Source organism: Mesorhizobium sp. DCY119 (assembly GCF_003590645.1).
In the GTDB taxonomy this organism is placed as follows: domain Bacteria; phylum Pseudomonadota; class Alphaproteobacteria; order Rhizobiales; family Rhizobiaceae; genus Mesorhizobium_M.
In genome coordinates, this window is record NZ_CP031834.1 from 668,833 (window position 1) to 690,974 (window position 22,142).

Here is a 22,142-nt window from a genome sequence, read left to right on the forward strand (position 1 = left end):
AAACGAAAAAGCCGCGGCGAACCGCGGCTTTTCGTTGCTTGTAAATTGGAGCGGGTGAAGCGATTCGAACGCTCGACCCCAACCTTGGCAAGGTTGTGCTCTACCCCTGAGCTACACCCGCTCGCGCGGTCTCTCGACCGCAAGCCGCGCCTATATGGCGGAAGAGACGGCCGAATGCAACAGGGAAAATTGCACGAAGATGCGTAATAATTGTGGCCTTCGGCGACACCCCGGATTTTGGCTGGCTCGTCGCGTGCAAATGTTTCGTCGCATTGCGCAGAACGGGGTTGTTTCCATGCGATCTTTGGCGATAACCGTTCCACCAGAGATAATGACAAGCCGGATGCCATCCATGCCGAAACATCCCGATGAGCTCTTTGCCTTTCTCGAAGGGCTTGGAATCGCGGTCGCAACGAAGGCGCATCCGCCGCTTTTCACCGTTGCCGATTCACAGTCGCTGCGCGGCGAAATCCCCGGCGGTCACACCAAGAACCTCTTTCTGAAGGACAAGAAGGATAACTTCTTCCTGGTCACCGTCGATGAGGACGCCGCGGTCGATCTCAAGCAGATCCACCATCTTATCGGCGCGTCCGGCAGGGTTTCTTTCGGCAAGCCTGAAGCACTGATGGAGCTTTTGGGCGTCGTGCCTGGTGCTGTAACCGTGTTTGGCCTGATCAACGACAGCGAAGGCCGCGTAAAAGTCATTCTGGACAGCACATTGATGGAAAATGCGGTCATCAATGCCCATCCGCTGACCAACGAAGCCACGACCTCGATTTCCCGCGATGACCTTGTCGCCTTCGTAAAAGCGACCGGCCACGAGCCGGTTATCTTGAAAGTCTCCGCATGATCGCCACATGGGTGACGGAAAACGGTTTTCCGTGTGCCCATTGCGCGCGTAGAATAAGCCGAACACGCACCGGAAAGCGGTGAAAGGGTAACAATGAGCAACCAGGACAATTCATTCGGCGGCCCCAGCGGCAATTACGCCACCAGCTTCAGCTACGGCGCACCCAAGCCGGCGGAGCCGCAAGGCGGCTCGCCCGCTATGGTGCTTGGCTCCGACGCCGGCGCGGAGCCTTTCGTGGTGAAGGACACGACGACAGCGAGCTTTGCCGCCGACGTCATACAAGAGTCGCGAAACCAGCCCGTGCTCGTGGATTTCTGGGCGCCCTGGTGCGGTCCTTGCAAGCAGCTGGCGCCGGCGCTCGAAAAGGCCGTGCAGGAGTCCAGAGGCCGGGTCAAGCTGGTCAAGATGAACATAGACGACCATCCGGCGATTGCAGGACAGCTCGGCATCCAGTCGATCCCGGCGGTCATCGCGTTCAAGGATGGGCAGCCCGTCGACGGCTTTATGGGGGCAGTGCCCGAGAGCCAGATTCGCGATTTCATCCAGAAGGTCGCCGGCAAGGACGACGGCAAGGGACAGCTCGAGGAAGCCCTGGCCGCGGCCGCCGAGGCGCGCGCGGCCGGCGATCTCCAGACGGCAGCCGACATTTTCGATGCCGTGTTGCAGCAGTATCCCGATAATCTCGATGCGCTGGCCGGCCTCGCAGATCTGCTGTTCGAGGCGGGTGATGTTGCCGGCGCGGAGGAAATTCTGGCCAAGGTGCCGGCTGACGCCAAGGATACGGCAGCACTTTCGGCAGTGAAAGCCAGGCTCGCTCTGGCCAAGCAGGCTGCTTCGCTCGGCAATCCGGCGGAATTCGAGGCGCGCCTCGCGGCAAACCCCAAGGATTATCAGGCGCGGTTTGACCTTGCCATGATCCAGAACGGGCTCGGCCAGCGCCAGGAGGCCGCGGACAATCTGCTGGCGATCGTCAAGGCGGACCGGACGTGGAACGATGACGGCGCGCGTGCCCAGCTTCTGCAGTTTTTCGAAGCGTGGGGCATGACCGACGAGGTGACGCTGGCGACCCGGCGAAAACTGTCGTCACTCCTGTTCTCGTGATCGGATATGGAGAAAGGCGAGGGCCAGCCCTTGCCCTTGCCTCCCTCCATTCCACATTGCTGGTGAAAGTTCCGGGAAGCCGGTGATGATTCTCGGACTGGCCAGGTCACCCGTGCCGGCACGGAGGTGAAAATGCAGGCGGGAAATGCGCATTATCGGTCGGGCAAGGACGTGCCTGCGACGATACCTGTTTTCCCATTGACCGGCGCGCTTCTTCTGCCGGGCGGCCGCACCCCGCTCAACATCTTCGAGCCGCGCTACCTGCAGATGGTCGACGAGGCCGTCGGCGGAACGCGGCTGATCGGGATCATACAGCCGGCGCTCGATGGCTCTTTGCGTGAGGACGGCGAGCCGGAAATCTGTGAAGTCGGCTGCGTCGGGCGTATCACCTCGTTTGCCGAATCGGGCGATGGCCGCTACCTCATCTCCCTGCAGGGCGTCTGCCGTTTCCGGGTCGCCCATGAACTGGCGGTGAAAACGCCTTTTCGGCAATGCCGCATCATGCCCTTCATTGCCGACCTGTCGGATGACCCGACCGGAAGCGAGGTCAATCGGCTGGCTCTGCTGAAGGCATTCCGAGCCTATCTGGAAGCAAACGATCTCGAGGCTGATTGGGAAAATGTCAGCCGGGCCGAAAACGCCATGCTGGTGAATGCGCTGTCGATGATGGCGCCCTATGGCGCGGCGGAGAAGCAGGCGCTTCTCGAGGCGCCGGATCTGAAGACGCGGGCCGATACGCTGATCGCCATCACCGAGATGGTGCTTGCGCGCGAAAACGACGACTTCGGGTCAAGCCTGCAATAGCTGGACGCATGGGTCGGAGGGGAATCGATGAATCAGGAAAAACCCAGCCCGGCAATCGACGTCAAGCTTCTGGAGCTGCTGGCCTGTCCCCTGACAAAGGGCCCGCTGACATGGGATGCGGAGCGTCAGGAACTGGTGTCGCGGCTGGCCCGACTTGCCTATCCGGTTCGCGACGGCATTCCGGTCATGCTGCCTTCCGAAGCGCGAAGCGTTGAAATCGATAGCGAAACAAAACCGAAGGCGGGATTGGAAGACGATTAGAGCGACGTGCGTTCTGTGAAATCGGCTGCCGCGGCTTTTCATCGGCCTTACTGAAAATTTCGCCCCTTCGGCATGACGCTGCGTGCCTGCCGGGACAGGGTTTCGTAGTCGCGGTGTGGTATCGTGGTTTTGATATCCTGCGCTGACGGGTTCGCGCTTTGGGCTTTTTCACGCTGCTCCAGCCGCCTTATCATCGCTTCCTCGGAAAGTTCGCCCAGCCATAGCGACAGATCCTCGATGGTTTCGGCCACGATGTGGATGACGTTCGATACCGATTGCAGGCGGCCTTTCACCCTGACGAAACGCGCACCCATGACCACCGGCCGGAAGCGATCGAACACCTTTGGCCAGACGATGACATTGGCGATCGATTTCTCGTCTTCAAGCGTCATGAAGACGACACCCTTGCCCGAACCCGGCCTTTGACGAACAAGAACCAGGCCAGCAACGGAAATGCGCCGGCCATTGGGCGTTTCGGGCAGGAGCGCATTGGGCGTGATGCCGGCCTTGTCGAGCCTGCCGCGCAGGAAGGACAAGGGATGCGCTTTCAGGGAGAGACCAAGCGACCGGTAATCATGCAGGACATGCTCGCCGAGCGGCATCACCGGCAGTTTTGTCTCGGGTTCGTTGTCACGCAGGCGGATATCGGGTTGATCGAACAGCGGCAGGCTTTCTGCGGCACTCTTGCCGTTCAGCGCGCGCACGGCCCACAAGGCGGCACGCCGATCGAGGCCGATCGAGCGGAAGGCATCGGCTTGCGCCAGCCTTTCCATCGCGTCGACGCGTAACCCGGAGCGCAGCCATACATCGCGGACGGAGGCGTAGCCTGAACCACGGTTCTTCACGAGAATTTCCATGGCGTCTTTAGCGAGTCCCTTGATCTGCCGAAAGCCGAGGCGGACGGCGTGGCAGCTCTTGATCACGCCGCGCATTCCGGCATGACGTGCGGCGATCCGCTCAGGGTCGAAGGATGATTTCTCCAGCAAGCAATCCCAGTCGGAATGGTTGACGTCTATGGACCGCATCTCGACGCCATGATCCTGGGCATCGCGCACAAGCTGTGCCGGTCTGTAAAAACCCATCGGCTGCGAATTCAGGATCGCCGCGCAGAAAACGTCCGGATACCATGCCTTGAACCAGGACGAGGCATAGACCAGCAAGGCAAAGGAAGCGGCGTGGCTTTCGGGAAAACCATAATCGCCAAAACCTTCGATCTGTCGGAAACAGCGTTCGGCAAAGCCGCGGTCGTAGTCATTTTTGACCATGCCTTCGATCAGGCGATCCCGGTAGTTGCCGATTGTTCCGGTGCGTTTGAAAGTCGCCATGGCGCGCCGCAATTCGTCGGCCTCATCAGGAGCGAAACCACCCGCCACGATGGCGATCTTCATTGCCTGCTCTTGAAACAGCGGCACGCCAAGGGTCTTCTCTAAAATCGCCTTAAGTTCAGGCTTCTGATACTCGGGGTCTTCTTTCCCTTCCCTTCGTCGCAGATAGGGATGCACCATATCGCCCTGGATCGGACCCGGGCGCACGATGGCGACCTCGATGACAAGATCGTAGAATTTTCTAGGTTTGAGGCGTGGCAGCATGCTCATCTGCGCACGGCTTTCGATCTGGAAGACGCCGAGTGTGTCGGCACGGCAGATCATATCGTAGACACTTTTTTCTTCCGACGGAATCGTCGCCAGAGTCAGCCGTTCCGGCCAGTCATGCTTGTAGTTATCTTCCAGAAGGTCGAAGGCGCGCCTCAGGCAGGAAAGCATGCCAAGCGCCAGGATATCGACCTTGAGTATCTTGACGGCGTCGAGGTCGTCCTTGTCCCATTCGACCATCTTCCGTTCGTCCATGGCCGTCTTCATGATGGGCACGACCTCGTCCAATCGATCCCTGGTGATGACGAAGCCGCCGACATGCTGGGAGAGATGGCGCGGGAAGCCCATTATTTCGTTGGAACGGTCGATTACATGTTTCGTGGCTGAATCCGATTGGTCGAGGCCGCCCGCAGTCGCTTCCTTCTCGCCAAGCTCGGAAGAAGACCAGCCCCAGATCGATCCCGAAAGAGCGCCTCGGACATCGTCGGAAAGGCCCATGGCCTTGGCGGTTTCCCTGAGTGCAGAGCGGGCACGATAAGTGACGACGGAGGCAGCGAGCGCGGTGCGCTTCTCGCTGTACTTACTGTAGATATACTCCATGACGATATCGCGCTTTTCATGCTCGAAATCGACGTCGATATCCGGCGGTTCGCCGCGTTTTTCGGAAATGAAGCGCTCGAACAGGCTGTCGATGATCTCAGGGCCGACATCCGTGATTTTGAGGCAGTAGCATATGACAGAATTGGCCGCCGAGCCGCGCCCCTGACAGAGTATACCCTTTGAGCGCGCGTACTTCACAATGTCGTAAACCGTCAGAAAATAACGTGCATAGTTCAGCTTTTCGATAATCCCGATTTCATACCGGATAAGGCCTTTTACTTTTTCCGGGACACCTTTGGGATAGCGTTCATCGGCGCCCAACCATGCCAGTCTTTCCAGTTCGGCTTGCGAAGGCAGGCCGGATTCGGTGGGTTCGTCCGGGTAATTATATTCGAGATCCTGGAGGGAAAAGGAGAGCGTTTCTGCAAAACGCAGTGTCTGCGCCAATGCGTGCGGATACGCCTTGAAAAGCCGCGCCATTTCCATCGATGGCTTCAGATGGCGTTCGGCGTTGGCTGCTAGTTCGAGGCCTGACTCGGCGACGGGCCTGTTCAGCCGGATCGCGGTCAACACGTCCTGCAGGGGCCGCTGGTCGGCGGCGTGATAGAGGACATCGTTGGTCGCCATCAGAGGTATGGCGGCAGCCGTTGCCATGTTCGCCGCCTGCTCGAGACGGAAACGATCGTTGCCGCTGTAATCGGGGGCGGCGGCGAGCCAGAGGTTGCTGCCGAAACGATCCTTGAGGCGATGTAGAAAGGTCAGCGTCTCCTGCGTCGGCCCTGACAGGTCGGGCAGCACGGCGAGGGACATGCTGTCGCCCCATTCGAAAAGGTCGCCGGCATAGAGAAGCGGCGCGCCTTTCGGACTTTCCTCGCGCATATTGGCCTGCGTCAGCAGGCGGCACAGATGCCCCCATCCCTTGCGGTCCTGCGGATAGGCGAGCACGTCGGGCGTGCCGTCGGCAAAGACCAGCCGGCAACCGGGATGATAGGCAAGCGATAGGGGCTTACTCTCCTCCGAGAGCTTGATGTGTTTCGACTGGCTCCAGGCGCGCACCACGCCGGCCACGGTGTTGCGGTCGGCAAGGCCCATGCCGACGTGGCCGAGAAAACAGGCGGCAACGACCAGGTCCTCCGGTCGCGAGGCGCCGCGCAGGAAGGAAAAATTCGATTGCACGCCGAATTCGACATAAAGCGGGGAAGCGGCGGGTGCGCGCGAAACGTCTTCCTTCATGCGAAAAATCCCTGCAAGAACCAGCGCGGGTTGCCTTGCGTGGCGCCGTAAAACCCCTGGCGGAAAAGCCAGTAGCGGCGGCCATCGGCGTCCTCGATGCGGAAATAATCGCGCGTCGCCTCATCCGCACCATCGCGCCACCATTCGGGTGCGATGCGCTCCGGGCCTTCCGCGCGTGCAACCTCATAAAGCGCGCGACGCCAGCGGAAGCGGGCAGGCGGCCCGTCGGGCACTTCGGCGGCCATGACCTCGACCGGTTCCGGTTGAGAAAAAAGGCGGATCGGGCGCTCCGGTCCAGGCGGCGGGGGAAGCGCGATCTCACGCCCTCTGTTCCTTGCATGGCCGAGGTCTTTTTCCGCCTCGGCAAAAGACAGGCAGGAAACCGCCCGCTCTGGAATATGGCTCTCGACAGGGACAGGCCTCAGCACCGTGTCGCCACCCAGGCGAGCGCTTACGCGGTCAGCGAAAAGCGCCAGATCCTCGTCGCTGCCGGAAGCATCTCCGCTGAAATCGGCCTGATCCATCTCGAATGGTGCTGTCGCCAGAACGGAAAGGCGGACAAGATCGAAGCCGTAGCCGGCATCGAGGACGTCTTCGAGAGCCGTTAGTCTTTCGTGAAACAGTTTTCCGATCACGCCCGGTTCGCGCAACGGGCGTGAGGTGCCGACGCCGATGCGGCTGACCACGCCGTCGACCCGAAACAGAAGGAGCTGCAGGGCGCGCGCGCCTTCGCCATGGCGCTCGAGATCGGTCTTCAAGGATCGGGCGAGCAGGAGCACCAGATGCTCTATGTCTTCCACGAGCGAAACCGGCTCGGGCAGATGCCGTTCCACCGATAGCGGGGCTACGGGCCGGCGCGGCGAAATGGCTTCCTCAAGCTGTCCGAGCGCCTGGTCGAGGCGCAGGAGAAGCATTTTGCCGAAACGGCGCGCCAAGGGCGCGCGTGGCGCCTGCAGGATTGCGCCCGTGGTGCGCAACCCCACGCTCTCCAGAGACGCGATCGTTTCGGGCGCGAGGCGCAATGCGGCGAGCGGCAAGGGCGCCATGGTCTTTTCCTCGTCACCCGGCGCGACGACCGAAGCCGTGCAAAATCGCGCCGCTGCCCAGGCTGCTCCGGGTGTCGAAGCCAGCCCGGCGCGGACGTCAAAACCCTGATGGAAAAAGCGCGACAGCATGTCGTCCAGCATGGGTTTCTCGCCGCCGAAGAGATGGGCGCAGCCGGTGATGTCGAGAAACAGCCCGTCCTGCCCATCGAGCGCCACCAGTGGCGTATAGCGGTCGCACCAGTCGGCAAGGCTTTCGAGCAGCCTGCGGTCCGCCTGCGTGTCGGCCTCGACGATCTCTATGCCGGGATGCATGGCGCGTGCGTCGGCGATGCCCGTGCCGGGCTTCAGCCGCAGCCGTTCAGCCTGCTCGTCGAGGGCTGCGATGCGCTGGGTGTTGTTGTCGCGATGGCTGATGACGAGCGGCGGCCGCGCTGCCTGCGGGTTTGAACGCCAGGACCGCCCCAGGCGCTGGCGCAATATCCGCTCGGCGGGAAGATGCGGAAACCATAGCGCCAGGATTCGCTGAGCCGAGACCATTGGGCCGTCTTTCTTCGAATGAGCGTTCATCGGCGTTCCACTCCAGCGTGAACTGTCCGGGCAAGGCATTGCGGCTTTTGTCGATCCTGACCATGAAGCCAGGGGGGCCGATGGAATCGGGCAAAGGCCCGGCGATGGTCCAGCGCAGCGCGGCAGGGGCCGGCGAGACGATGAGGCGCATGGGGGCCGCCGTCGGCTCGGCTTGCGCTGCCTGGCGCAGCAGGAAAACCGGCCTGCCTGCGTCCTGGGCCCGGTAATGGAGGCGTCGCGTGGCAACGAGGTCGAGCTTCTGCGGATTGCCGCGGATTTCCAGGATCACGGCAGAAAGTGCCTTCAGGCTTGCCGCCTCCTCGGCGATCCACATGGCGTCGGCGAGTTTCGGTGCCTGCGCGATGATGAGATCCTCCGGCGCAATGCCGAAGCGGGCATGCAGACCCGGCGCATAGGGAAAGCCCGCCTCGCGGAAGATTTCATGCGTGCCGATCCACAGCACGGGCAGTTTCGGCTGCGCGGCATTCTTTAGGAGCAGCCCGGCTAGCGACAGGCCAAAGCCTGCTACCGCGCCGGCATCGCGGGTCAGTGTTCCATGGATTTCCGTCAGCGCAGCCTTCGGCAACCCGCCGCCCAGTGCGGTGTCGAAATCCTCCGCGCCCGTCAGCAAAAGGTCCTGCACGACTGTGACCCCATGGCGGCGCAGCACCATGGTCTGCCCGGCCGGATCTGTCTCGGCAGGGGGCGCCAGCCGCTCGGGCAGCGTGCCCTCTATGCGGGCGATTTTCTGGCGCAGGGCAAAAACGATTTCCTGCGCCACGGCGGATGTCGCCATGACGGTCTGCTTTTCTGATATGTTCCTGTTATGTTCTTATAGATTCCAGAGCGCGCCCGAAGAGTCAAGCGGAACGGGAGGAGAATTTATTCCTTTCGGGCATTCAGCAAAACCAGCTGTCCCGGCTAATTTCCCGATAAGCGCGCAAAAGCCTCGAAAGCCGCGCTCCGAAAGGCTATATGCGGTCAAAAGGGAAAAGAATGGCTCGCATCTACAAGACCCGCTCCTGGCACGACCAGCTTTCACCATCGATGGAAGAAATGGAGTTCATGGCTCTCGAAGCCTATGCGCACCTGCCGGAGGAGTTTCGCAAGCTCACCGGCGAGGTCATCATCCAGATCGCGGAATTTCCGACCGACGAGATCATGGATGATCTGTCGCTCGAAACGCCGTTCGATCTGCTTGGCCTGTTCGAAGGCCGCGGCATTGCCGAGCGCTGGAACCCCCAGACCGGCGAGGGGCCGAACCGCGTCACGCTCTATCGCCGCGCCATCCTGGATTACTGGTCAGAGAACGAGGAGACGCTGGGCGACATCGTCACCCATGTCCTCATCCACGAGATCGGCCATCATTTCGGCCTCTCCGACGACGATATGGAGAAGCTCGAGGAAGCGGCCGACCATCCTCAAAGCTGATAGACACGCGATGAGCGCTTTCAAAACACCCGATCAATTGTACGAAAAACTGAAGGCTGCGTGGAGTTCTGAAAGCTCGGGAAGCTGGAGCCTTGATAACCCGGCCAAAGGGCAGTGCAGCGTCACCTCGCTTGTCGTGCAGGATGCGTTCGGAGGAGAAATCCTCAAAACCCGCACGAAAGGCGGCACGCATTTCTACAATCTGATCGACGGCGTCAGATGGGATTTAACCGTCAGCCAGTTCGACCACCCGATACCTTTCGAGGATCGACCGTCCAGCCGCGAGGAAGCGATGGCCGATACGTCGTCTCGCCAGTACGAAGCACTCAAAGCCAGATTGCAGATGTAGACGACTACCAGTCGCTCAGCTTGGTGACGCCTGCTTCGTATTCCTGGCCATCGACGTCCTTCACCACGGCCTGGCCGCATTTCATCACCTTGGCCTCGGCGTCATAGCCATAGGTCGGCGAGCCGAACAGGTGCCAGCCCTTGTTCAGGGCAGCCGTGACCTTGTGGCAGAAGCTCGCATCGTCCGGCCCGGTCAGAAAGCGGTAGAGTTTCATGTCGTCATTCCCGTACTGCCCTGGCCATCTTCGGCATCAAGGCGTTCGATGATTTCTAGCCAATCATGGACGTTTTCGCCAGCAGCCTTTCAGCCTGTGCGCGATGAAGCAGCTCGACCATGCGCCCGTCGAGGCCGATCGCGCCCTTTCCGGCGTTTTCGGGGAGAGAAAAAGCGGCGATGATTTTCTCGGCTTCCTTGCGTGCGGCTTCCGACGGCGAGAAAGCCTTGTTGGCAGGCTCGATCTGCGCCGGATGGATCAGCGTCTTGCCGTCAAAACCCATGGCGGCGGCTTGCGTGCATTCTGCGGCAAAGGCTTCAAGGTCGCGAAAATCGTTGCTGACGCCATCGACGATATCGAGGCCGCCGGCACGCGCGGCCAGCAGCATCTGCATCAGCCAGGGCATGAGATAACGCCGGTCGGGCGTGGCAAGAACGCCGGTGGCGGCTATCAGATCATTGGTGCCGGCGACCAGGCAGGACAGCCGCGAGGCGGCGTCGCGACCAAGCTCGGCGATGGCGCCGATGTTGAGCAGCGATTTCGGCGTCTCGATCATCGCCCAGAGACGCAGGCTGTCGGGCGCGTCATTGTCGTCGAGCACGTCGCCGGCTTCCAGCACGTCGCGTGGCGTGTCGATCTTGGGCAGCAATATGCCGTCCGGCTCGCAGGCGGCAGCGGCCAGAAGATCGTCCGCGCCCCATTCGCTGGAGACCGCATTGATGCGGATGATCATCTCGCGAATGCCGGCCGGGCGGTTCTTGAAGATGGTGCCGAGCTTTTCGCGGGCGGCGATCTTTTCCGTCGGCGCGACTGCGTCTTCCAGATCGATAACTACCGCGTCGCAGGCGAGGGACGCCAGCTTTGCCAGCGCCTTGTCGTTGGAAGCGGGGACGTAAAGCACCGAGCGGCGCAGATAGAGGCGGGTCTCTTGCGTCATGTGGTCTTCTTGCCCGGCAATGCTGGCTCTTGCAAGACGGAAGCTGGAAACCTTGATAACAGTCTCAAGAGACCTCTAGATTCGATTCATGTTGGGAACGTAAGCACATGGCGCGATATGACGTCATCATCATCGGCGGGGCGATCGTCGGCAGTTCGATCGCCTATTATCTGCGCGAGGAGGGCTTTTCGGGTTCCATCGCGCTGATCGAGCGCGATCCGCAATTCACCTATTCCTCCACGACGCTGTCCTGCGCCTCGATCCGCCAGCAGTTCTCCATCCCTGAAAACATCCGGCTGTCGCAGTTCACGCTGGCGCTGTTCCGGCGGCTGGAGCAGGAGTTCGGCACTGGCGCCGATATCGGTTTTCGCGAAGGCGGCTATCTCATTCTCGCCGGCGAGAACGGCTTGCCGATCCTGCAGCAGAACCATGCCGCGCAGATGGCCGAAGGCGCGGATATTTTGCTGGAAGACGCCGCCGCCCTTGAGAAGCGCTTTTCCTGGATATCGACCGAAGGCGTTTCGGCCGGGGCCTATGGGCGCTCGGGCGAGGGCTGGTTCGACGCCCATGCCATGCTGATGCTGTTTCGCAAGGCGTTGCGCGAAAAGAACATCGATTTCATCACCCACGCCGTCACCGGCATCGAGCGCGAAGGCGACCGCGTCGTTGCGGTCACGCTGGAAAATGGCGACCGGCTGGAAGGCGGCACGATCTTCAACGCCGCCGGCCCTTCCGCCGGCAAGGTTGCGGCCATGGCCGGGCTGGTCCTGCCGGTCGAGCCACGCAAGCGCAGCGTCTTCATCTTCGAGGCGCGCGACAAGTTCGCCGACATGCCGCTGATGGTCGATCCAAGCGGCATCTATGTGCGGCCTGAGGGGAGCGTCTACATCACCGGCGGCGCAGAGAATGAAGAGGGCGAAGGCCCCGCCGACCCCAAGGATTTCGATCCGGACTGGTCGCTGTTCGAGGAGACGATCTGGCCGGTTCTGGCGACCCGCGTGCCTGCCTTCGAAGCGATCAAGGCGACCCGCGCCTGGGCCGGCCACTATGACTACAACACGCTCGACCAGAATGCCGTCATCGGGCCGCATCCCGAAGTGCAGAATTTTGTCTTTGCCAACGGGTTTTCCGGTCACGGCCTGCAGCAGGCGCCGGCGGTCGGCAAGGCGCTGGCCGAACTGCTGGTCCATGGCGCCTACAAGACCATCGACTGCTCGGCCTTCGGCTATGCGCGCATCACGGAAAATCGGCCGTTCCGCGAACTCAACGTGATTTGAAGGCCTGCTTCGAATCAAGTTCTTTTATTCCCGGCTTCCTTTGTGTAAAGCAGGGCCGAAACAATTTCCCGGAACCAGAAACGGGCAGAAGCCATGGAAAAGTTCACCAAGCTCACCGGCGTCGCCGCACCCTTGCCGATCGTCAACATCGACACCGATATGATCATCCCCAAGGATTACCTCAAGACGATCAAGCGCACGGGCCTGAGCGTCGGGCTTTTTGCCGAAATGCGCTTCAACGAGGACGGCTCGGAAAATCCGGATTTCGTGCTCAACAAGCCGGCCTATCGCAAGGCGCAGATCCTGGTTGCCGGCGACAATTTCGGCTGCGGCTCGTCGCGCGAACATGCGCCCTGGGCGCTGCTCGATTTCGGCATTCGCTGCGTCATCTCGACCAGCTTCGCCGACATCTTCTACAACAACTGCTTCAAGAACGGCATTCTGCCGATCACGGTCAGCCCTGAAGACCTCGACAAGCTGATGGACGACGCCTCGCGCGGCGCCAATGCGACGATCTCGGTCGACCTCGAAGCCAAGGAAATCCGCGGTCCCGATGGTGGCGTGGTCAAGTTCGACCTCGACGATTTCAAGCGTCATTGCCTGCTCAACGGTCTCGACGATATCGGCCTGACCATGGAAAAGGCCTCTGCCATCTCGAGCTTCGAGAAGAAGAACGCCGAGAGCCGGCCCTGGGCGTAATGCCCCTCAATTCCAGACGATGAGCTTTGCTGTCCGCCCCGAAAGATTTCCTTCGGGGCTGACAGCGTCTGCCGGCCTGTGGCATGGTCGGAGGCCTCGCCGCTGGAAAGCCTGATTTTCCGGCATTCCGAAACGCCCTGATTCGGAGCTTGTCATGCGCTGGGCTATTTCTCTTCTCGCCGCCGGTCTGACTTTTGCCGCGACCGCTTTTGCCGTCGCGCAGGAAGATCAGCCGAGTTCGATCCCCTTTGCGGGCGGAACGCTGAGCATCAAGGAAACAGCCGATCTCGACAAGATCCTTGCCTTCGACGGCAAGGAATTGGCCCGCAACTATGTCGTCTATTACGACCGCACGGTCGATCTCGACGGCACGAAAGTGGCCCTTTTCGCGGTCGGCGATGGCGGCAATGCCTGTGGCCCGGCAACCGTGATCATCTGGAAGCCCGAGGGTGGCGAACTCAAGACCGCGACGGTGGGCGAGGATTGCGGCGCGCCGCCTGCGGCTGCAACCGAAGACGGCCTCTATTTCGTGCCTTATCTGCGCCCGGGCTCCACTGCCGATGTGCAAAGCTGGTCGCCGGAAGAAGGCCTGCGCGTCGTCGGTGAAATGCGTTTCACGCCGCAGCCCGATACGAAATGGGCCGATATCGACCCGGCCAAGATCACCCACCCTTACGATCTCTTCGCCAATGGCGATTTTTATGATGCCGCCAAAAAAGTTCTCGGCGACAGTCTCGAAAATGTCGCCCTGGCGCTTTCGGTATCCGGCGGTCCCGAAAAAACGGCTTCCGGCATTCTCTATGGCAGCGGCTGCATTCCCCACGCCTGCGGCGGTGGCGACGGTTTCTTCGCTTTCGACCAGAAAACAAAGGCCGTGTATTTCGCGCAGCAGGGCGATGGCGCCGAGCCAGATGCATGGCCGGCACTCGATACCTGGCCTGCAGAAATTCGCGAAGCGATGAAGAAATCGATCGAGCAATAGCTGTTCTGAATTTTCCGGAGACCTTTTATGCGCAAACTGATTTCCACCGGCTCGCCTTTCGAAAAGACCGCCGGCTATTCGCGGGCGGTGGTGCAGGGCGACTGGTGTTTTGTCTCGGGCACGACCGGCTACGACTACGCCACCATGACCATGCCGGACAGCGTCGAGGACCAGACCCGCAATTGCCTGAAAACCATCGCCAAGGCGCTCGAAGACGGTGGCTTCTCGCTCGCTGATGTCGTGCGGGCGCATTACTACATCACCGATCCGGTTTTCGCCGACATCGTCTTTCCGATCCTTGGCGAAGCTTTCGGCGAGATCAGGCCGGCAGCGACAATGATTGCCTGCCAGCTGAACAAGCCGGAAATGAAGATCGAGATCGAAGTGACGGCGCTCAGGCGTTCTTCTTGATCTGCACCAAGCCTTTCGGTCTTGCGCGCCGGGCTTTCGGCGTTTAGCAAGACGCCGGTTCACGGCTTCCTTGAAAGGTTTTCCCATGGCATCGCGCAAGCTTCTCCTTCTCGCCGGCGACGGCATCGGTCCCGAGGCAATGGCCGAGGTTCGCAAGCTCATTGCGGCGATGAACGAGAAACTCGGCACCGGCTTCGAGACCGAAGAAGGCCTGGTCGGCGGCTGCGCCTATGATGCCCATGGTCAGGCGATTTCGGATGCCGACATGGCAAAGGCGATGGCGGCTGACGCGGTGCTGTTCGGCGCCGTCGGCGGGCCGAAGTGGGATGCCGTGCCTTACGAGGTTCGCCCCGAAGCCGGCCTGCTGCGCCTGCGCAAGGACATGGAGCTTTTCGCCAATCTGCGCCCGGCCATCTGCTATCCGGCACTTGCAGCATCGTCTTCGCTGAAGCCGGAAGTCGTCGAAGGCCTCGACATCCTCATCGTGCGCGAGCTGACCGGCGGCGTCTATTTCGGCGAGCCCAAGGAGATCATCGATCTCGGCAACGGCCAGAAGCGCGGCATCGACACGCAGGTCTACGACACATTCGAGATCGAGCGCATTTCGGGCGTCGCCTTCGAGCTGGCCCGCACCCGGCAGAACCGTGTCACCTCGATGGAAAAGCGCAACGTCATGAAGTCGGGCGTCTTGTGGAACGAGGTGGTGACCGCCACCCACAAGGCCAAATATTCCGACGTCAAGCTCGACCACATGCTGGCCGATGCCGGCGGCATGCAGCTGGTGCGCTGGCCCAAGCAGTTCGACGTCATCGTCACCGACAATCTGTTCGGCGACATGCTGTCTGACGTTGCCGCCATGCTCACCGGTTCGCTCGGCATGCTGCCTTCGGCCTCGCTCGGCGCACCCGATGCGCTCACCGGCAAGCGCAAGGCGCTCTACGAGCCGGTGCATGGCTCGGCCCCGGACATTGCCGGGCAGGGCATCGCCAACCCGATCGCCATGATCGCCTCGTTTGCCATGTGCCTGCGCTATTCCTTCAACATGGTGGCCGAGGCCGACCGTCTCGAAGCGGCGATCGCGGCGGTGCTGGACGAGGGCCTGCGCACCAAGGACATCATGTCCGAAGGCAAGACCGAAGTCGGCACCACGGCGATGGGCGATGCGATCGTGGCAAAGTTCTTCGCCTAGTCGTTGCGATCGGCAGGAGGCGGAACGCCGGCTTCTGCCAGATTGACTCTTTACGCAAACCGCGTAAAAGCCAGCACGAACTATCTTGGCACATGAGCCTTTTCCGCAAAGTCTGAAACTTTGCGGGGTCATGTGCGACCGGAGCCTTTCATGCGCGGCCTGCTTATGGCGCTTTTCGCAATCGACTTTCCCGGCCATGGGGCTTCCCAGGGCGGGCACGAGCGCGCGCAGCTTCGCACCACCAAAACCGCGGCCAAAACGACCACCAAAACGGTCTGATCTCCCTGGCCTGCTCGCCCCTCCCGGGTCCGGCCCGGGGGCGAAGCCCGCACCGGCCGGCGGGTTTTCTCCAAAACGAGCGGAGAGGGACAGGAGAACATAATATGGGTTTCAAGGTTGCGATCGTTGGTGCCACGGGCAATGTGGGCCGCGAAATGCTCAATATCCTCGAAGAACGCGGCTTTCCGGTCGACGAGGTCGTCGCACTCGCTTCGCGCCGTTCGCTCGGCACCGAAGTGTCGTTCGGCGACCGCACGCTGAAGGTCAAGGTGCTCGACACCTACGACTTTTCCGACACCGATCTCTGCATCATGTCGGCCGGCGGCAACGTCTCGAAGGAATGGTCGCCGAAGATCGGCAAGCAGGGCTGCGTCGTCATCGATAATTCCTCGGCCTTCCGCTACGATCAGGACGTGCCGCTGATCGTGCCGGAAGTGAATCCGGACGCAATTTCCGGCTTCACCAAGAAGAACATAATCGCCAACCCGAACTGCTCGACCGCCCAGCTCGTCGTGGCGCTGAAGCCGCTGCACGACAAGGCCCGGATCAAGCGCGTCGTGGTGGCGACCTATCAGTCGGTTTCCGGAGCCGGCAAGGAAGGCATGGACGAGCTGTTCACGCAGACGCGTGCGGTGTTCGTCGCCGACCCGGTCGAGGCCAAGAAGTTCACCAAGCGCATCGCCTTCAACGTCATTCCGCATATCGACGTTTTCCTGGATGACGGCTTCACCAAGGAAGAGTGGAAGATGGTCGCCGAGACCAAGAAGATGCTCGACCCCAAGATCAAGCTGACCGCAACCTGCGTGCGCGTGCCTGTCTTCATCGGCCATTCGGAAGCCGTCAACATCGAGTTCGAAGACCCGATCACCGCCGACGAAGCCCGCGAGATCCTGCGCGATGCACCGGGCTGTCTCGTCATCGACAAGCGCGAGGACGGCGGTTACGCCACGCCGATCGATTCGGCCGGCGAGGATGCCACCTACATCTCGCGCATCCGCGAGGATTCGACCGTCGACAACGGCCTTGCCATGTGGATCGTCTCCGACAACCTGCGCAAGGGCGCGGCGCTCAACGCCGTGCAGATCGCCGAGCTGCTGGTCGAGCGGGGCTTGATCACGCCGAAGAAGCAGGCGGCTTGATCTGTCCTCACGCTGTCGCCGCTTTGCGGCTCGCTCCGGACGGGGCGCGACGCGCGGTCGCGGACTAAAAAGCAGGCGGCATAGCGCGGGCGTTTCCCTCCCCCTCGAGGGGAGGGTGGCCCGTAGGGCCGGGTGGGGTCGTTGCGGCAGTGCTCCGACGTTCCTTTTCTGCGCCGAGCGCTGCCTTGACCGACCCCCTCTGGCGCTTCGCGCCATCTCCCCCTCAAGGGGGGAGAATACGCCGGCACACTTTATCATCGCCACGCCCGGTTTTCACCGTCTGGCCATTGTCAAAGATCGGGAAAGACGGGCGGCCGAAATCTCGCTCATCTTTTGTATTTTTCTGCGATCTTTCGACCGCCCGTCTCGGTGTCTGTCCCGAAGTCGGCCGGTCACAACGCCCGCTCCATGTACATTCCATGGACAAGACGCCGCGGGTTCTCCGCATGGTTTTGGGCAGTGGCATTTGCGCCGTGCTCGTTCCACGCCGACCTGTGTCGGGCCCTCGGGTCCCTGGCTACCACACCAGGGCGGGAGGTCACCGCCACTCCCCCTTGATCCCGGTTCCAGACCCGGTCCCGCAGGAGCGATGGAGGGATTATGGGGGTAGCGTTTGGGGTGGGGATAAATCGGGCGTGAAAAAATGTGTGGGGTGAGCGGAAACAATGGGTTGAGGGGAAATTGGGTGAAAATATTTCCCCCGCTGCGTGAGCTTCGGGTTCGGCAGTTCTGCACCGCTGCGGCCTTCATCGATGGTCCGGCATGGATCCGTCGCAAGAGCGACCCCAGCATGCGCTTCGCGCATGCTGCGCCCGGGATGACGAACGGCATGTTAGGTCTTCGCTAATCGTCAACGCTGGCGCGCGGCAGTTACGTCTCCGGCGCGGTAGCCGCGCCTGCTGTGCGGCAGTCAACAACGTTTGCGATTAGCGGCGACACCCCCTCTCTTCGTCATCCCGGGCGGAGCGAAGCGGAGACCCGGGATCCATGCCGGAACGGAGAAGAGCTTCGGCAGTGCTGAACGCGCGTCAATATCAGGACCGGGCCGTGCTTGACGACGATCAGGCCAATGGGTCCCGGATAACCTCAGCTTCGCTCCGGTTTCCGGGATGACGATTGGTTGTCGATGCCGATCGCCAAGGATGAACTGCATGTTCAGCCCCGCCAATCATCGGTTGGCAGTCGCAAATCCTGATCGCTTCCGCATGACGTACCCCACCAAACACCGGAACTTCCGCGCGCTTGATGGCTCATTGTACAGCGTATATGCTTTGCCATTGAAATGTGGACCAGATGACCGAACACACGCCGATCAATGCCCAGAGCCGGCGCGAGCGCCAGAAGGCGGAATTGCGCGCGGAGCTTCTGGCGGCCGCGCATGCGCTGGTGAAGGAGGAGGGCTATGATGGCCTGACCATTCGCAAGCTTGCCAAGCGGGTCGGCTACGCGACGATGTCGGTCTATTCCTATTTCGCCGACAAGCACGAAATCCTGCTGGCGCTTGCCGAAGATGCCTATAGGAACCTGGCCCAGCGCATGGAGCAGGACACGCCTGCCGATCCGATGGCTGCCCTCCACAAGATGATGAAGGAATACACGCTCTTCGCGCTCGACAATCCCAACGAGTACCGGACCGTGTTCATGACCGGCGACCACAACCATCCTCTCGGGGCGAGCGAGGAGGAGATCCGGCAGATCAAGGAGCAGAATCCCGCCATGCAGATCCTGCTCAAGCGGGTCCAGGCCTGCATCGACGCAGGCATCTTCAGGGGCGATGTGCATGCCATCTCCACCCTGCTGTGGAGCTACGGGCACGGTACCGTGTCGCTGCTCATCACCTTCCCGCACTATCCCTTCGGCGACCGGGAGGCTTTTCTGCGGACCTCCATGGATGTGGCGCTGGCCGGGCTGATGTCGCGTGAGATCGGCGCCCTGACGCTGCCGGAAGAGCGCTGCTAGTTTTCTCCCGCTTGAAGTGCATGTCGCTATCGCAAAACCGCTGACACTTTTGCGCGACATGCTCTAGGCGCCCGTCCCCCAATCGACATCGAAACCATTGGCATCGGATGCGATCAATCAAACGTGATCGCAGCGTTTTCGTACGTGTACGATTTTCTCTTGAAGATCGATGGCGGCGGGCGTACATGTTCATCGTAACGTACATGTACGAAAAGAAATAGCCTCTACGGAGAAAGACGATGAAGAAGACAGCTCTCGCTCTGGCCGCGGTTCTCGCCCTTTCGGGCAGCGCCTTCGCCACTGATTTCGCCGCTACCCTGCAATATCCGGTCGCTGCTCCGCGCCTCGACGCGGTTGCGAGCAAGCCTGCCAAGGCCCTCGATTATTCCTCGACGGGATCGATCAAGCAAAAGAACGTCAAGAGCTCGGCCCAGCCATCGGGTGCTGCGGCGGCACAGCCGAAGGCCAAGGCCAAGTAATTTTTATCCCCCCCGCAACCCTCCCCAAGGTTGCAGCACGAAAAGGGCGGCGGATTTTATCCGTCGCCCTTTTTGCGTCCGGTGTCAGGCGACGCGGCTCACGCTTTCATGGAAGGCGGCGATGATTTCGCCGACGCTCTCGCTCGCCACCGGCGGGCTGAACAGGAACCCCTGCAGCTCGCCGCATTGCTCGCTCTGGAGCGCTTCCAGCTGGGCCACCGTTTCCACGCCCTCCGCCGTCGTGTCGATGCCGAGGCTGGCGCCGAGCCCGATGATGGCGCGCACGATGGCCAGCGATTCCGGGCTGTCGCTGATCTCGCGGACGAAGGAACGGTCGATCTTGAGCCGGCTGAACGGGAACTGGCGCAGATAGCTCATGCTCGAATAGCCGGTGCCGAAATCGTCGAGCGCGATCCGGACGCCGAGGTCGCGGATGCGCCGCAGGATCGCCAGATTGGCCTCGCTGTCGGCCAGCAGGACCGATTCGGTGACCTCGATCTCCAGCCGGCCGGGCTTGAGCCGCGAGCGGGCGAGGGCGGCGCCGATCATCTCGACCAGATCGCCACGCCGAAACTGCACCGGTGAGACGTTGACGGCAACCACGAGCACATCGGGCCAGCCGGCGGCCTCGCGGCAGGCCGTCTCGGCGACCCAGCGCCCGAGCGCGTCGATCATGCCGGTTTCCTCGGCAAGCGGAATGAAGACGGCGGGCGAGACCATGCCGCGCTTGGGGTTGTGCCAGCGCAGCAGCGCCTCGAAGCCGCGCAGCTGTCCGGTCTTGACGGCGAAGATCGGCTGGTAGTGCAGCTCGAACTCGCTTTCGATATCGGCCCCGCGCAGTTCCATTTCGAGTTCGCGGCGCTCGCGCTGCTGCATGTCCATTTCGGGTTCGAAGAAACGGAACGAGCCCTTGCCTTCGTTCTTGGCGCGGTAGAGGGCGAGGTCAGCGCATTTCAGCAGGCTTTCGGTGTCGGCCGAATCGTCGGGCGCAAGTGCGGCGCCCACGCTTGCGGTGATCGATATCTCGTTGCCGTCGATGGTCTGCACCGAGGCGATCTCGCCAAGCAGCCGTGCGGCCAGCCCGTCGACCACGGCGCGCGAGGACGCGCCCGGCAGCAGGATGGCAAACTCGTCGCCGCCGAGACGGGCGACGATGTCGGATTTGCGCACCAGCCGCTGAAGCCGTGCCGTGACCTCGACCAGCAATGCGTCGCCGGCGGCGTGGCCCATCGTATCGTTGACGATCTTGAAATCGTCGAGGTCGATGAGGAGCACGGCAAAGGGGCTGCCGTGCTTTTGCGTGGCGGTGGCTGCGCGCTCGAGCTCGCGGGTGAAGACGGTGCGGTTGGCGACGCCGGTCAGCGGGTCGTGATGGGCGAGGAACGTAACGTGTTCCTCGGCGCGCTTGCGCTCGGTGACATCGACGATGGTCGACAGCGTCGCCGGCGCATTATCGACCACGATGCCGCGGGCATATTCGACGATCTCAAGCACGCGGCCGTCGGCGGTTACATGGCGGCAGGCCGCTTCGCCGGAGGTGTGGGGATGGGCCGCGCCGGTGCCGTCCGCGCAAAGGTCGGCAAAGCCCTGCTCGAAGAATTTCTCGCGCTCGTAGCCATAGAGGCGCAGGGCGGCATCGTTGACATTGAGGAAGTTCTTGCCGGCCTGGTCGCGCACATACATCGGCACCGGGTTCTCGTCGAAGAGCGAGCGGAACAGGGTTTCGCGCGCCTTCAATTCGCCGACATGGGTCAGCGTGACGGCGAGGATGTCCTCGGCAACGGCGACGCCGACCTGCAGCGATATGTGATCGCCGCCGAGTTCGTATTCCAGCTCGAAGGGCGCGGTGCGCGCCCGCGCCGCCTGCCGGAACCGTTCGAGCGCATGCGACAGGCCGGGGCCGGCAAGCGCTTCCGACAGCAGCGTGAACTGCAGCAGGTCGGCGCGCGAGCCGAGATAGCTTGCCGCGGCGTCGTTGATGCTGAGGATGTAGAAGTCGCGGATCTCGCCGTCGCGCTCGATGGCGTTGAGCGCCATGATGCCTTCGCGGGTGGCGTTGATGAGCAGGCGGGCAAGATTGAGCTGGCTATGGCGCGGGCGCAGGAAGACGAGAAAATAGTCGCCCGGCCAGCGACAGGAAAGCGGCAGCACCAGCGTTTCGACGGTCGAGACCATGCCGTCGACCAGCGCGCGGCACAGCACCATGCGCGGACTTGCTGCTTGATGGGCGGCATTCAGCGCCTCGACGATCGAGAAGGCGTAGGCGTGAAGGAGGCTTTGCGTCGACTTGCCGATGCAGGGCCCGCCGACGATTGCCTCGAAGCGCGCGCCGGCGCGCAGGATGACCGGGTCGCTTGCCTCCATGCGGCGGATCACCGCCATCTCGTCGGCGAAGCGGCCGATGGAGCCCAGCGCCAGCTCCTCATATTGCGGCAGCGTGCCGCGATCGGGCTGGGCAGCCTGCCAGCGCCGCAGGATGAGCTTTACGTCGTCGAATTCGGTGGTGATGTGATGCGGCAACCTGTCGATATCAATGCCGATGTCTTCCACTTTCTGCTCGTCGGCGAATATGGGCCGCGGGTTCATCGATGCACTCCAGGTCATTCACATGTCCGAAAGCACGCGGCTTCGGACGGGCCATCCGGGGATGGCCGGGCACGGTCGGATTTTCGGATTTGCATACCGGGCAGGCCGGTCCGGCAGCGTGGCGTCATGCCTCCGCGCCATCTTGCGCGGGCTACCG

At 61.8% G+C, this 22,142-nt stretch carries 21 protein-coding genes and 1 tRNA gene; 15 read left to right on the forward strand and 7 right to left on the reverse strand.

Features of this window, described 5'->3' with window-relative positions:
- Positions 1–46: 46 nt before the first annotated feature.
- Positions 47–121 (reverse strand) — tRNA-Gly (locus DZG07_RS03125).
- A gap of 231 nt (positions 122–352) precedes the next feature.
- On the opposite strand from DZG07_RS03125, the gene DZG07_RS03130 reads away from it, so the two are divergent.
- The 4 genes from DZG07_RS03130 (at position 353) to DZG07_RS03145 (ending at position 3,016) form a co-directional block, all read left to right on the forward strand.
- Positions 353–850 (forward strand): prolyl-tRNA synthetase associated domain-containing protein, encoded by a 498-nt coding sequence (locus DZG07_RS03130; RefSeq protein WP_119814185.1) that lies wholly within the window; start codon positions 353–355, stop codon positions 848–850.
- A 93-nt stretch (positions 851–943) separates the two neighbouring features.
- Positions 944–1,951 (forward strand): thioredoxin, encoded by a 1,008-nt coding sequence (trxA, locus tag DZG07_RS03135; RefSeq protein ID WP_119814188.1) that lies wholly within the window; start codon positions 944–946, stop codon positions 1,949–1,951.
- Between the two features lie 132 nt (positions 1,952–2,083).
- The gene (locus DZG07_RS03140) at positions 2,084–2,755 is read left to right on the forward strand and encodes an LON peptidase substrate-binding domain-containing protein (RefSeq protein ID WP_091915848.1); all 672 of its coding nucleotides are present in this window, start codon (positions 2,084–2,086) and stop codon (positions 2,753–2,755) included.
- A gap of 27 nt (positions 2,756–2,782) precedes the next feature.
- Positions 2,783–3,016, forward strand: a complete 234-nt coding sequence (locus DZG07_RS03145; RefSeq protein ID WP_091915850.1) for a Trm112 family protein — start codon at positions 2,783–2,785, stop codon at positions 3,014–3,016.
- A gap of 47 nt (positions 3,017–3,063) precedes the next feature.
- Here DZG07_RS03145 and DZG07_RS03150 read toward each other — a convergent pair whose 3' ends face one another.
- Genes DZG07_RS03150 through DZG07_RS24165 form a run of 3 tightly spaced genes read right to left on the reverse strand, consistent with a single transcriptional unit; the run spans position 3,064 to position 8,850 of the window.
- Positions 3,064–6,441: an error-prone DNA polymerase gene (locus DZG07_RS03150; RefSeq protein ID WP_119814191.1), complete on the reverse strand. Its 3,378-nt coding sequence runs from the start codon at positions 6,439–6,441 to the stop codon at positions 3,064–3,066.
- Positions 6,438–7,964, reverse strand: a complete 1,527-nt coding sequence (locus tag DZG07_RS03155) for a DNA polymerase Y family protein (RefSeq protein ID WP_245429571.1) — start codon at positions 7,962–7,964, stop codon at positions 6,438–6,440. Before DZG07_RS03155 ends, DZG07_RS03150 begins: the two co-directional genes overlap by 4 nt.
- Complete coding sequence (locus DZG07_RS24165; RefSeq protein WP_245429572.1) at positions 7,846–8,850, reverse strand: hypothetical protein; 1,005 nt, start codon at positions 8,848–8,850, stop codon at positions 7,846–7,848. Before DZG07_RS24165 ends, DZG07_RS03155 begins: the two co-directional genes overlap by 119 nt.
- Positions 8,851–9,050: 200 nt before the next feature.
- Between DZG07_RS24165 and DZG07_RS03160 the strand changes: the two genes are divergently transcribed.
- The gene (locus tag DZG07_RS03160; RefSeq protein WP_091915856.1) at positions 9,051–9,485 is read left to right on the forward strand and encodes a metallopeptidase family protein; all 435 of its coding nucleotides are present in this window, start codon (positions 9,051–9,053) and stop codon (positions 9,483–9,485) included.
- A 10-nt stretch (positions 9,486–9,495) separates the two neighbouring features.
- Positions 9,496–9,834 (forward strand): hypothetical protein, encoded by a 339-nt coding sequence (locus DZG07_RS03165; protein WP_119814197.1) that lies wholly within the window; start codon positions 9,496–9,498, stop codon positions 9,832–9,834.
- A gap of 4 nt (positions 9,835–9,838) precedes the next feature.
- Here DZG07_RS03165 and DZG07_RS03170 read toward each other — a convergent pair whose 3' ends face one another.
- Both DZG07_RS03170 and DZG07_RS03175 read right to left on the reverse strand, forming a co-directional pair.
- Positions 9,839–10,048: a DUF1737 domain-containing protein gene (locus DZG07_RS03170; RefSeq protein ID WP_091915860.1), complete on the reverse strand. Its 210-nt coding sequence runs from the start codon at positions 10,046–10,048 to the stop codon at positions 9,839–9,841.
- A gap of 55 nt (positions 10,049–10,103) precedes the next feature.
- Positions 10,104–10,985, reverse strand: coding sequence for a CoA ester lyase (locus DZG07_RS03175; protein ID WP_119814200.1), 882 nt, complete (start codon positions 10,983–10,985; stop codon positions 10,104–10,106).
- A gap of 107 nt (positions 10,986–11,092) precedes the next feature.
- On the opposite strand from DZG07_RS03175, the gene DZG07_RS03180 reads away from it, so the two are divergent.
- The 9 genes from DZG07_RS03180 to DZG07_RS03215 all read left to right on the forward strand — a co-directional run bounded on the left by DZG07_RS03180 (position 11,093) and on the right by DZG07_RS03215 (position 19,399).
- Positions 11,093–12,262 (forward strand): FAD-binding oxidoreductase, encoded by a 1,170-nt coding sequence (locus DZG07_RS03180; protein WP_119814203.1) that lies wholly within the window; start codon positions 11,093–11,095, stop codon positions 12,260–12,262.
- A gap of 93 nt (positions 12,263–12,355) precedes the next feature.
- Positions 12,356–12,961, forward strand: a complete 606-nt coding sequence (leuD, locus tag DZG07_RS03185; protein ID WP_091915864.1) for a 3-isopropylmalate dehydratase small subunit — start codon at positions 12,356–12,358, stop codon at positions 12,959–12,961.
- A gap of 154 nt (positions 12,962–13,115) precedes the next feature.
- Positions 13,116–13,943, forward strand: coding sequence for a hypothetical protein (locus DZG07_RS03190; protein WP_119814206.1), 828 nt, complete (start codon positions 13,116–13,118; stop codon positions 13,941–13,943).
- Between the two features lie 27 nt (positions 13,944–13,970).
- A complete protein-coding gene (locus DZG07_RS03195) occupies positions 13,971–14,354 on the forward strand; it encodes a RidA family protein (protein ID WP_119814208.1) in 384 nt (127 codons plus the stop codon).
- A gap of 85 nt (positions 14,355–14,439) precedes the next feature.
- Positions 14,440–15,543 (forward strand): 3-isopropylmalate dehydrogenase, encoded by a 1,104-nt coding sequence (leuB, locus tag DZG07_RS03200; protein WP_091915870.1) that lies wholly within the window; start codon positions 14,440–14,442, stop codon positions 15,541–15,543.
- A gap of 150 nt (positions 15,544–15,693) precedes the next feature.
- The gene (locus DZG07_RS24320) at positions 15,694–15,822 is read left to right on the forward strand and encodes a hypothetical protein (RefSeq protein ID WP_281004516.1); all 129 of its coding nucleotides are present in this window, start codon (positions 15,694–15,696) and stop codon (positions 15,820–15,822) included.
- A 104-nt stretch (positions 15,823–15,926) separates the two neighbouring features.
- Positions 15,927–16,961, forward strand: coding sequence for an aspartate-semialdehyde dehydrogenase (locus DZG07_RS03205; protein ID WP_091915872.1), 1,035 nt, complete (start codon positions 15,927–15,929; stop codon positions 16,959–16,961).
- 1,293 nt (positions 16,962–18,254) lie between these two features.
- The gene (locus DZG07_RS03210) at positions 18,255–18,920 is read left to right on the forward strand and encodes a TetR/AcrR family transcriptional regulator (RefSeq protein WP_119814211.1); all 666 of its coding nucleotides are present in this window, start codon (positions 18,255–18,257) and stop codon (positions 18,918–18,920) included.
- A gap of 239 nt (positions 18,921–19,159) precedes the next feature.
- Positions 19,160–19,399 carry a DUF680 domain-containing protein gene (locus tag DZG07_RS03215; protein WP_119814214.1) on the forward strand — a complete coding sequence of 80 codons (240 nt, stop codon included), beginning with the start codon at positions 19,160–19,162 and terminating at the stop codon, positions 19,397–19,399.
- An 84-nt stretch (positions 19,400–19,483) separates the two neighbouring features.
- Here the strand turns inward: DZG07_RS03215 and DZG07_RS03220 are convergent, their stop codons facing one another.
- Complete coding sequence (locus tag DZG07_RS03220; protein WP_119814217.1) at positions 19,484–22,003, reverse strand: EAL domain-containing protein; 2,520 nt, start codon at positions 22,001–22,003, stop codon at positions 19,484–19,486.
- Positions 22,004–22,142: the final 139 nt, after the last annotated feature.

What these genes read in the sequence shown, in the direction of transcription:
- DZG07_RS03180 (WP_119814203.1), top strand. Translation starts at nt 11,093, where the DNA reads ATGGCGCGATATGACGTCATCATCATCGGCGGGGCGATCGTCGGCAGT.
- DZG07_RS03150 (WP_119814191.1), bottom strand. Translation starts at nt 6,441, where the DNA reads ATGAAGGAAGACGTTTCGCGCGCACCCGCCGCTTCCCCGCTTTATGTC.
- DZG07_RS03145 (WP_091915850.1), top strand. Translation starts at nt 2,783, where the DNA reads ATGAATCAGGAAAAACCCAGCCCGGCAATCGACGTCAAGCTTCTGGAG.
- DZG07_RS24320 (WP_281004516.1), top strand. Translation starts at nt 15,694, where the DNA reads ATGCGCGGCCTGCTTATGGCGCTTTTCGCAATCGACTTTCCCGGCCAT.
- trxA (WP_119814188.1), top strand. Translation starts at nt 944, where the DNA reads ATGAGCAACCAGGACAATTCATTCGGCGGCCCCAGCGGCAATTACGCC.
- DZG07_RS03175 (WP_119814200.1), bottom strand. Translation starts at nt 10,985, where the DNA reads ATGACGCAAGAGACCCGCCTCTATCTGCGCCGCTCGGTGCTTTACGTC.
- DZG07_RS03165 (WP_119814197.1), top strand. Translation starts at nt 9,496, where the DNA reads ATGAGCGCTTTCAAAACACCCGATCAATTGTACGAAAAACTGAAGGCT.
- DZG07_RS03220 (WP_119814217.1), bottom strand. Translation starts at nt 22,003, where the DNA reads ATGACCTGGAGTGCATCGATGAACCCGCGGCCCATATTCGCCGACGAG.
- DZG07_RS03140 (WP_091915848.1), top strand. Translation starts at nt 2,084, where the DNA reads ATGCAGGCGGGAAATGCGCATTATCGGTCGGGCAAGGACGTGCCTGCG.
- DZG07_RS03170 (WP_091915860.1), bottom strand. Translation starts at nt 10,048, where the DNA reads ATGAAACTCTACCGCTTTCTGACCGGGCCGGACGATGCGAGCTTCTGC.
- DZG07_RS03195 (WP_119814208.1), top strand. Translation starts at nt 13,971, where the DNA reads ATGCGCAAACTGATTTCCACCGGCTCGCCTTTCGAAAAGACCGCCGGC.
- DZG07_RS03205 (WP_091915872.1), top strand. Translation starts at nt 15,927, where the DNA reads ATGGGTTTCAAGGTTGCGATCGTTGGTGCCACGGGCAATGTGGGCCGC.
- DZG07_RS03160 (WP_091915856.1), top strand. Translation starts at nt 9,051, where the DNA reads ATGGCTCGCATCTACAAGACCCGCTCCTGGCACGACCAGCTTTCACCA.
- leuD (WP_091915864.1), top strand. Translation starts at nt 12,356, where the DNA reads ATGGAAAAGTTCACCAAGCTCACCGGCGTCGCCGCACCCTTGCCGATC.
- DZG07_RS03130 (WP_119814185.1), top strand. Translation starts at nt 353, where the DNA reads ATGCCGAAACATCCCGATGAGCTCTTTGCCTTTCTCGAAGGGCTTGGA.
- DZG07_RS03210 (WP_119814211.1), top strand. Translation starts at nt 18,255, where the DNA reads ATGACCGAACACACGCCGATCAATGCCCAGAGCCGGCGCGAGCGCCAG.
- DZG07_RS24165 (WP_245429572.1), bottom strand. Translation starts at nt 8,850, where the DNA reads ATGGCGACATCCGCCGTGGCGCAGGAAATCGTTTTTGCCCTGCGCCAG.
- DZG07_RS03215 (WP_119814214.1), top strand. Translation starts at nt 19,160, where the DNA reads ATGAAGAAGACAGCTCTCGCTCTGGCCGCGGTTCTCGCCCTTTCGGGC.
- DZG07_RS03190 (WP_119814206.1), top strand. Translation starts at nt 13,116, where the DNA reads ATGCGCTGGGCTATTTCTCTTCTCGCCGCCGGTCTGACTTTTGCCGCG.
- leuB (WP_091915870.1), top strand. Translation starts at nt 14,440, where the DNA reads ATGGCATCGCGCAAGCTTCTCCTTCTCGCCGGCGACGGCATCGGTCCC.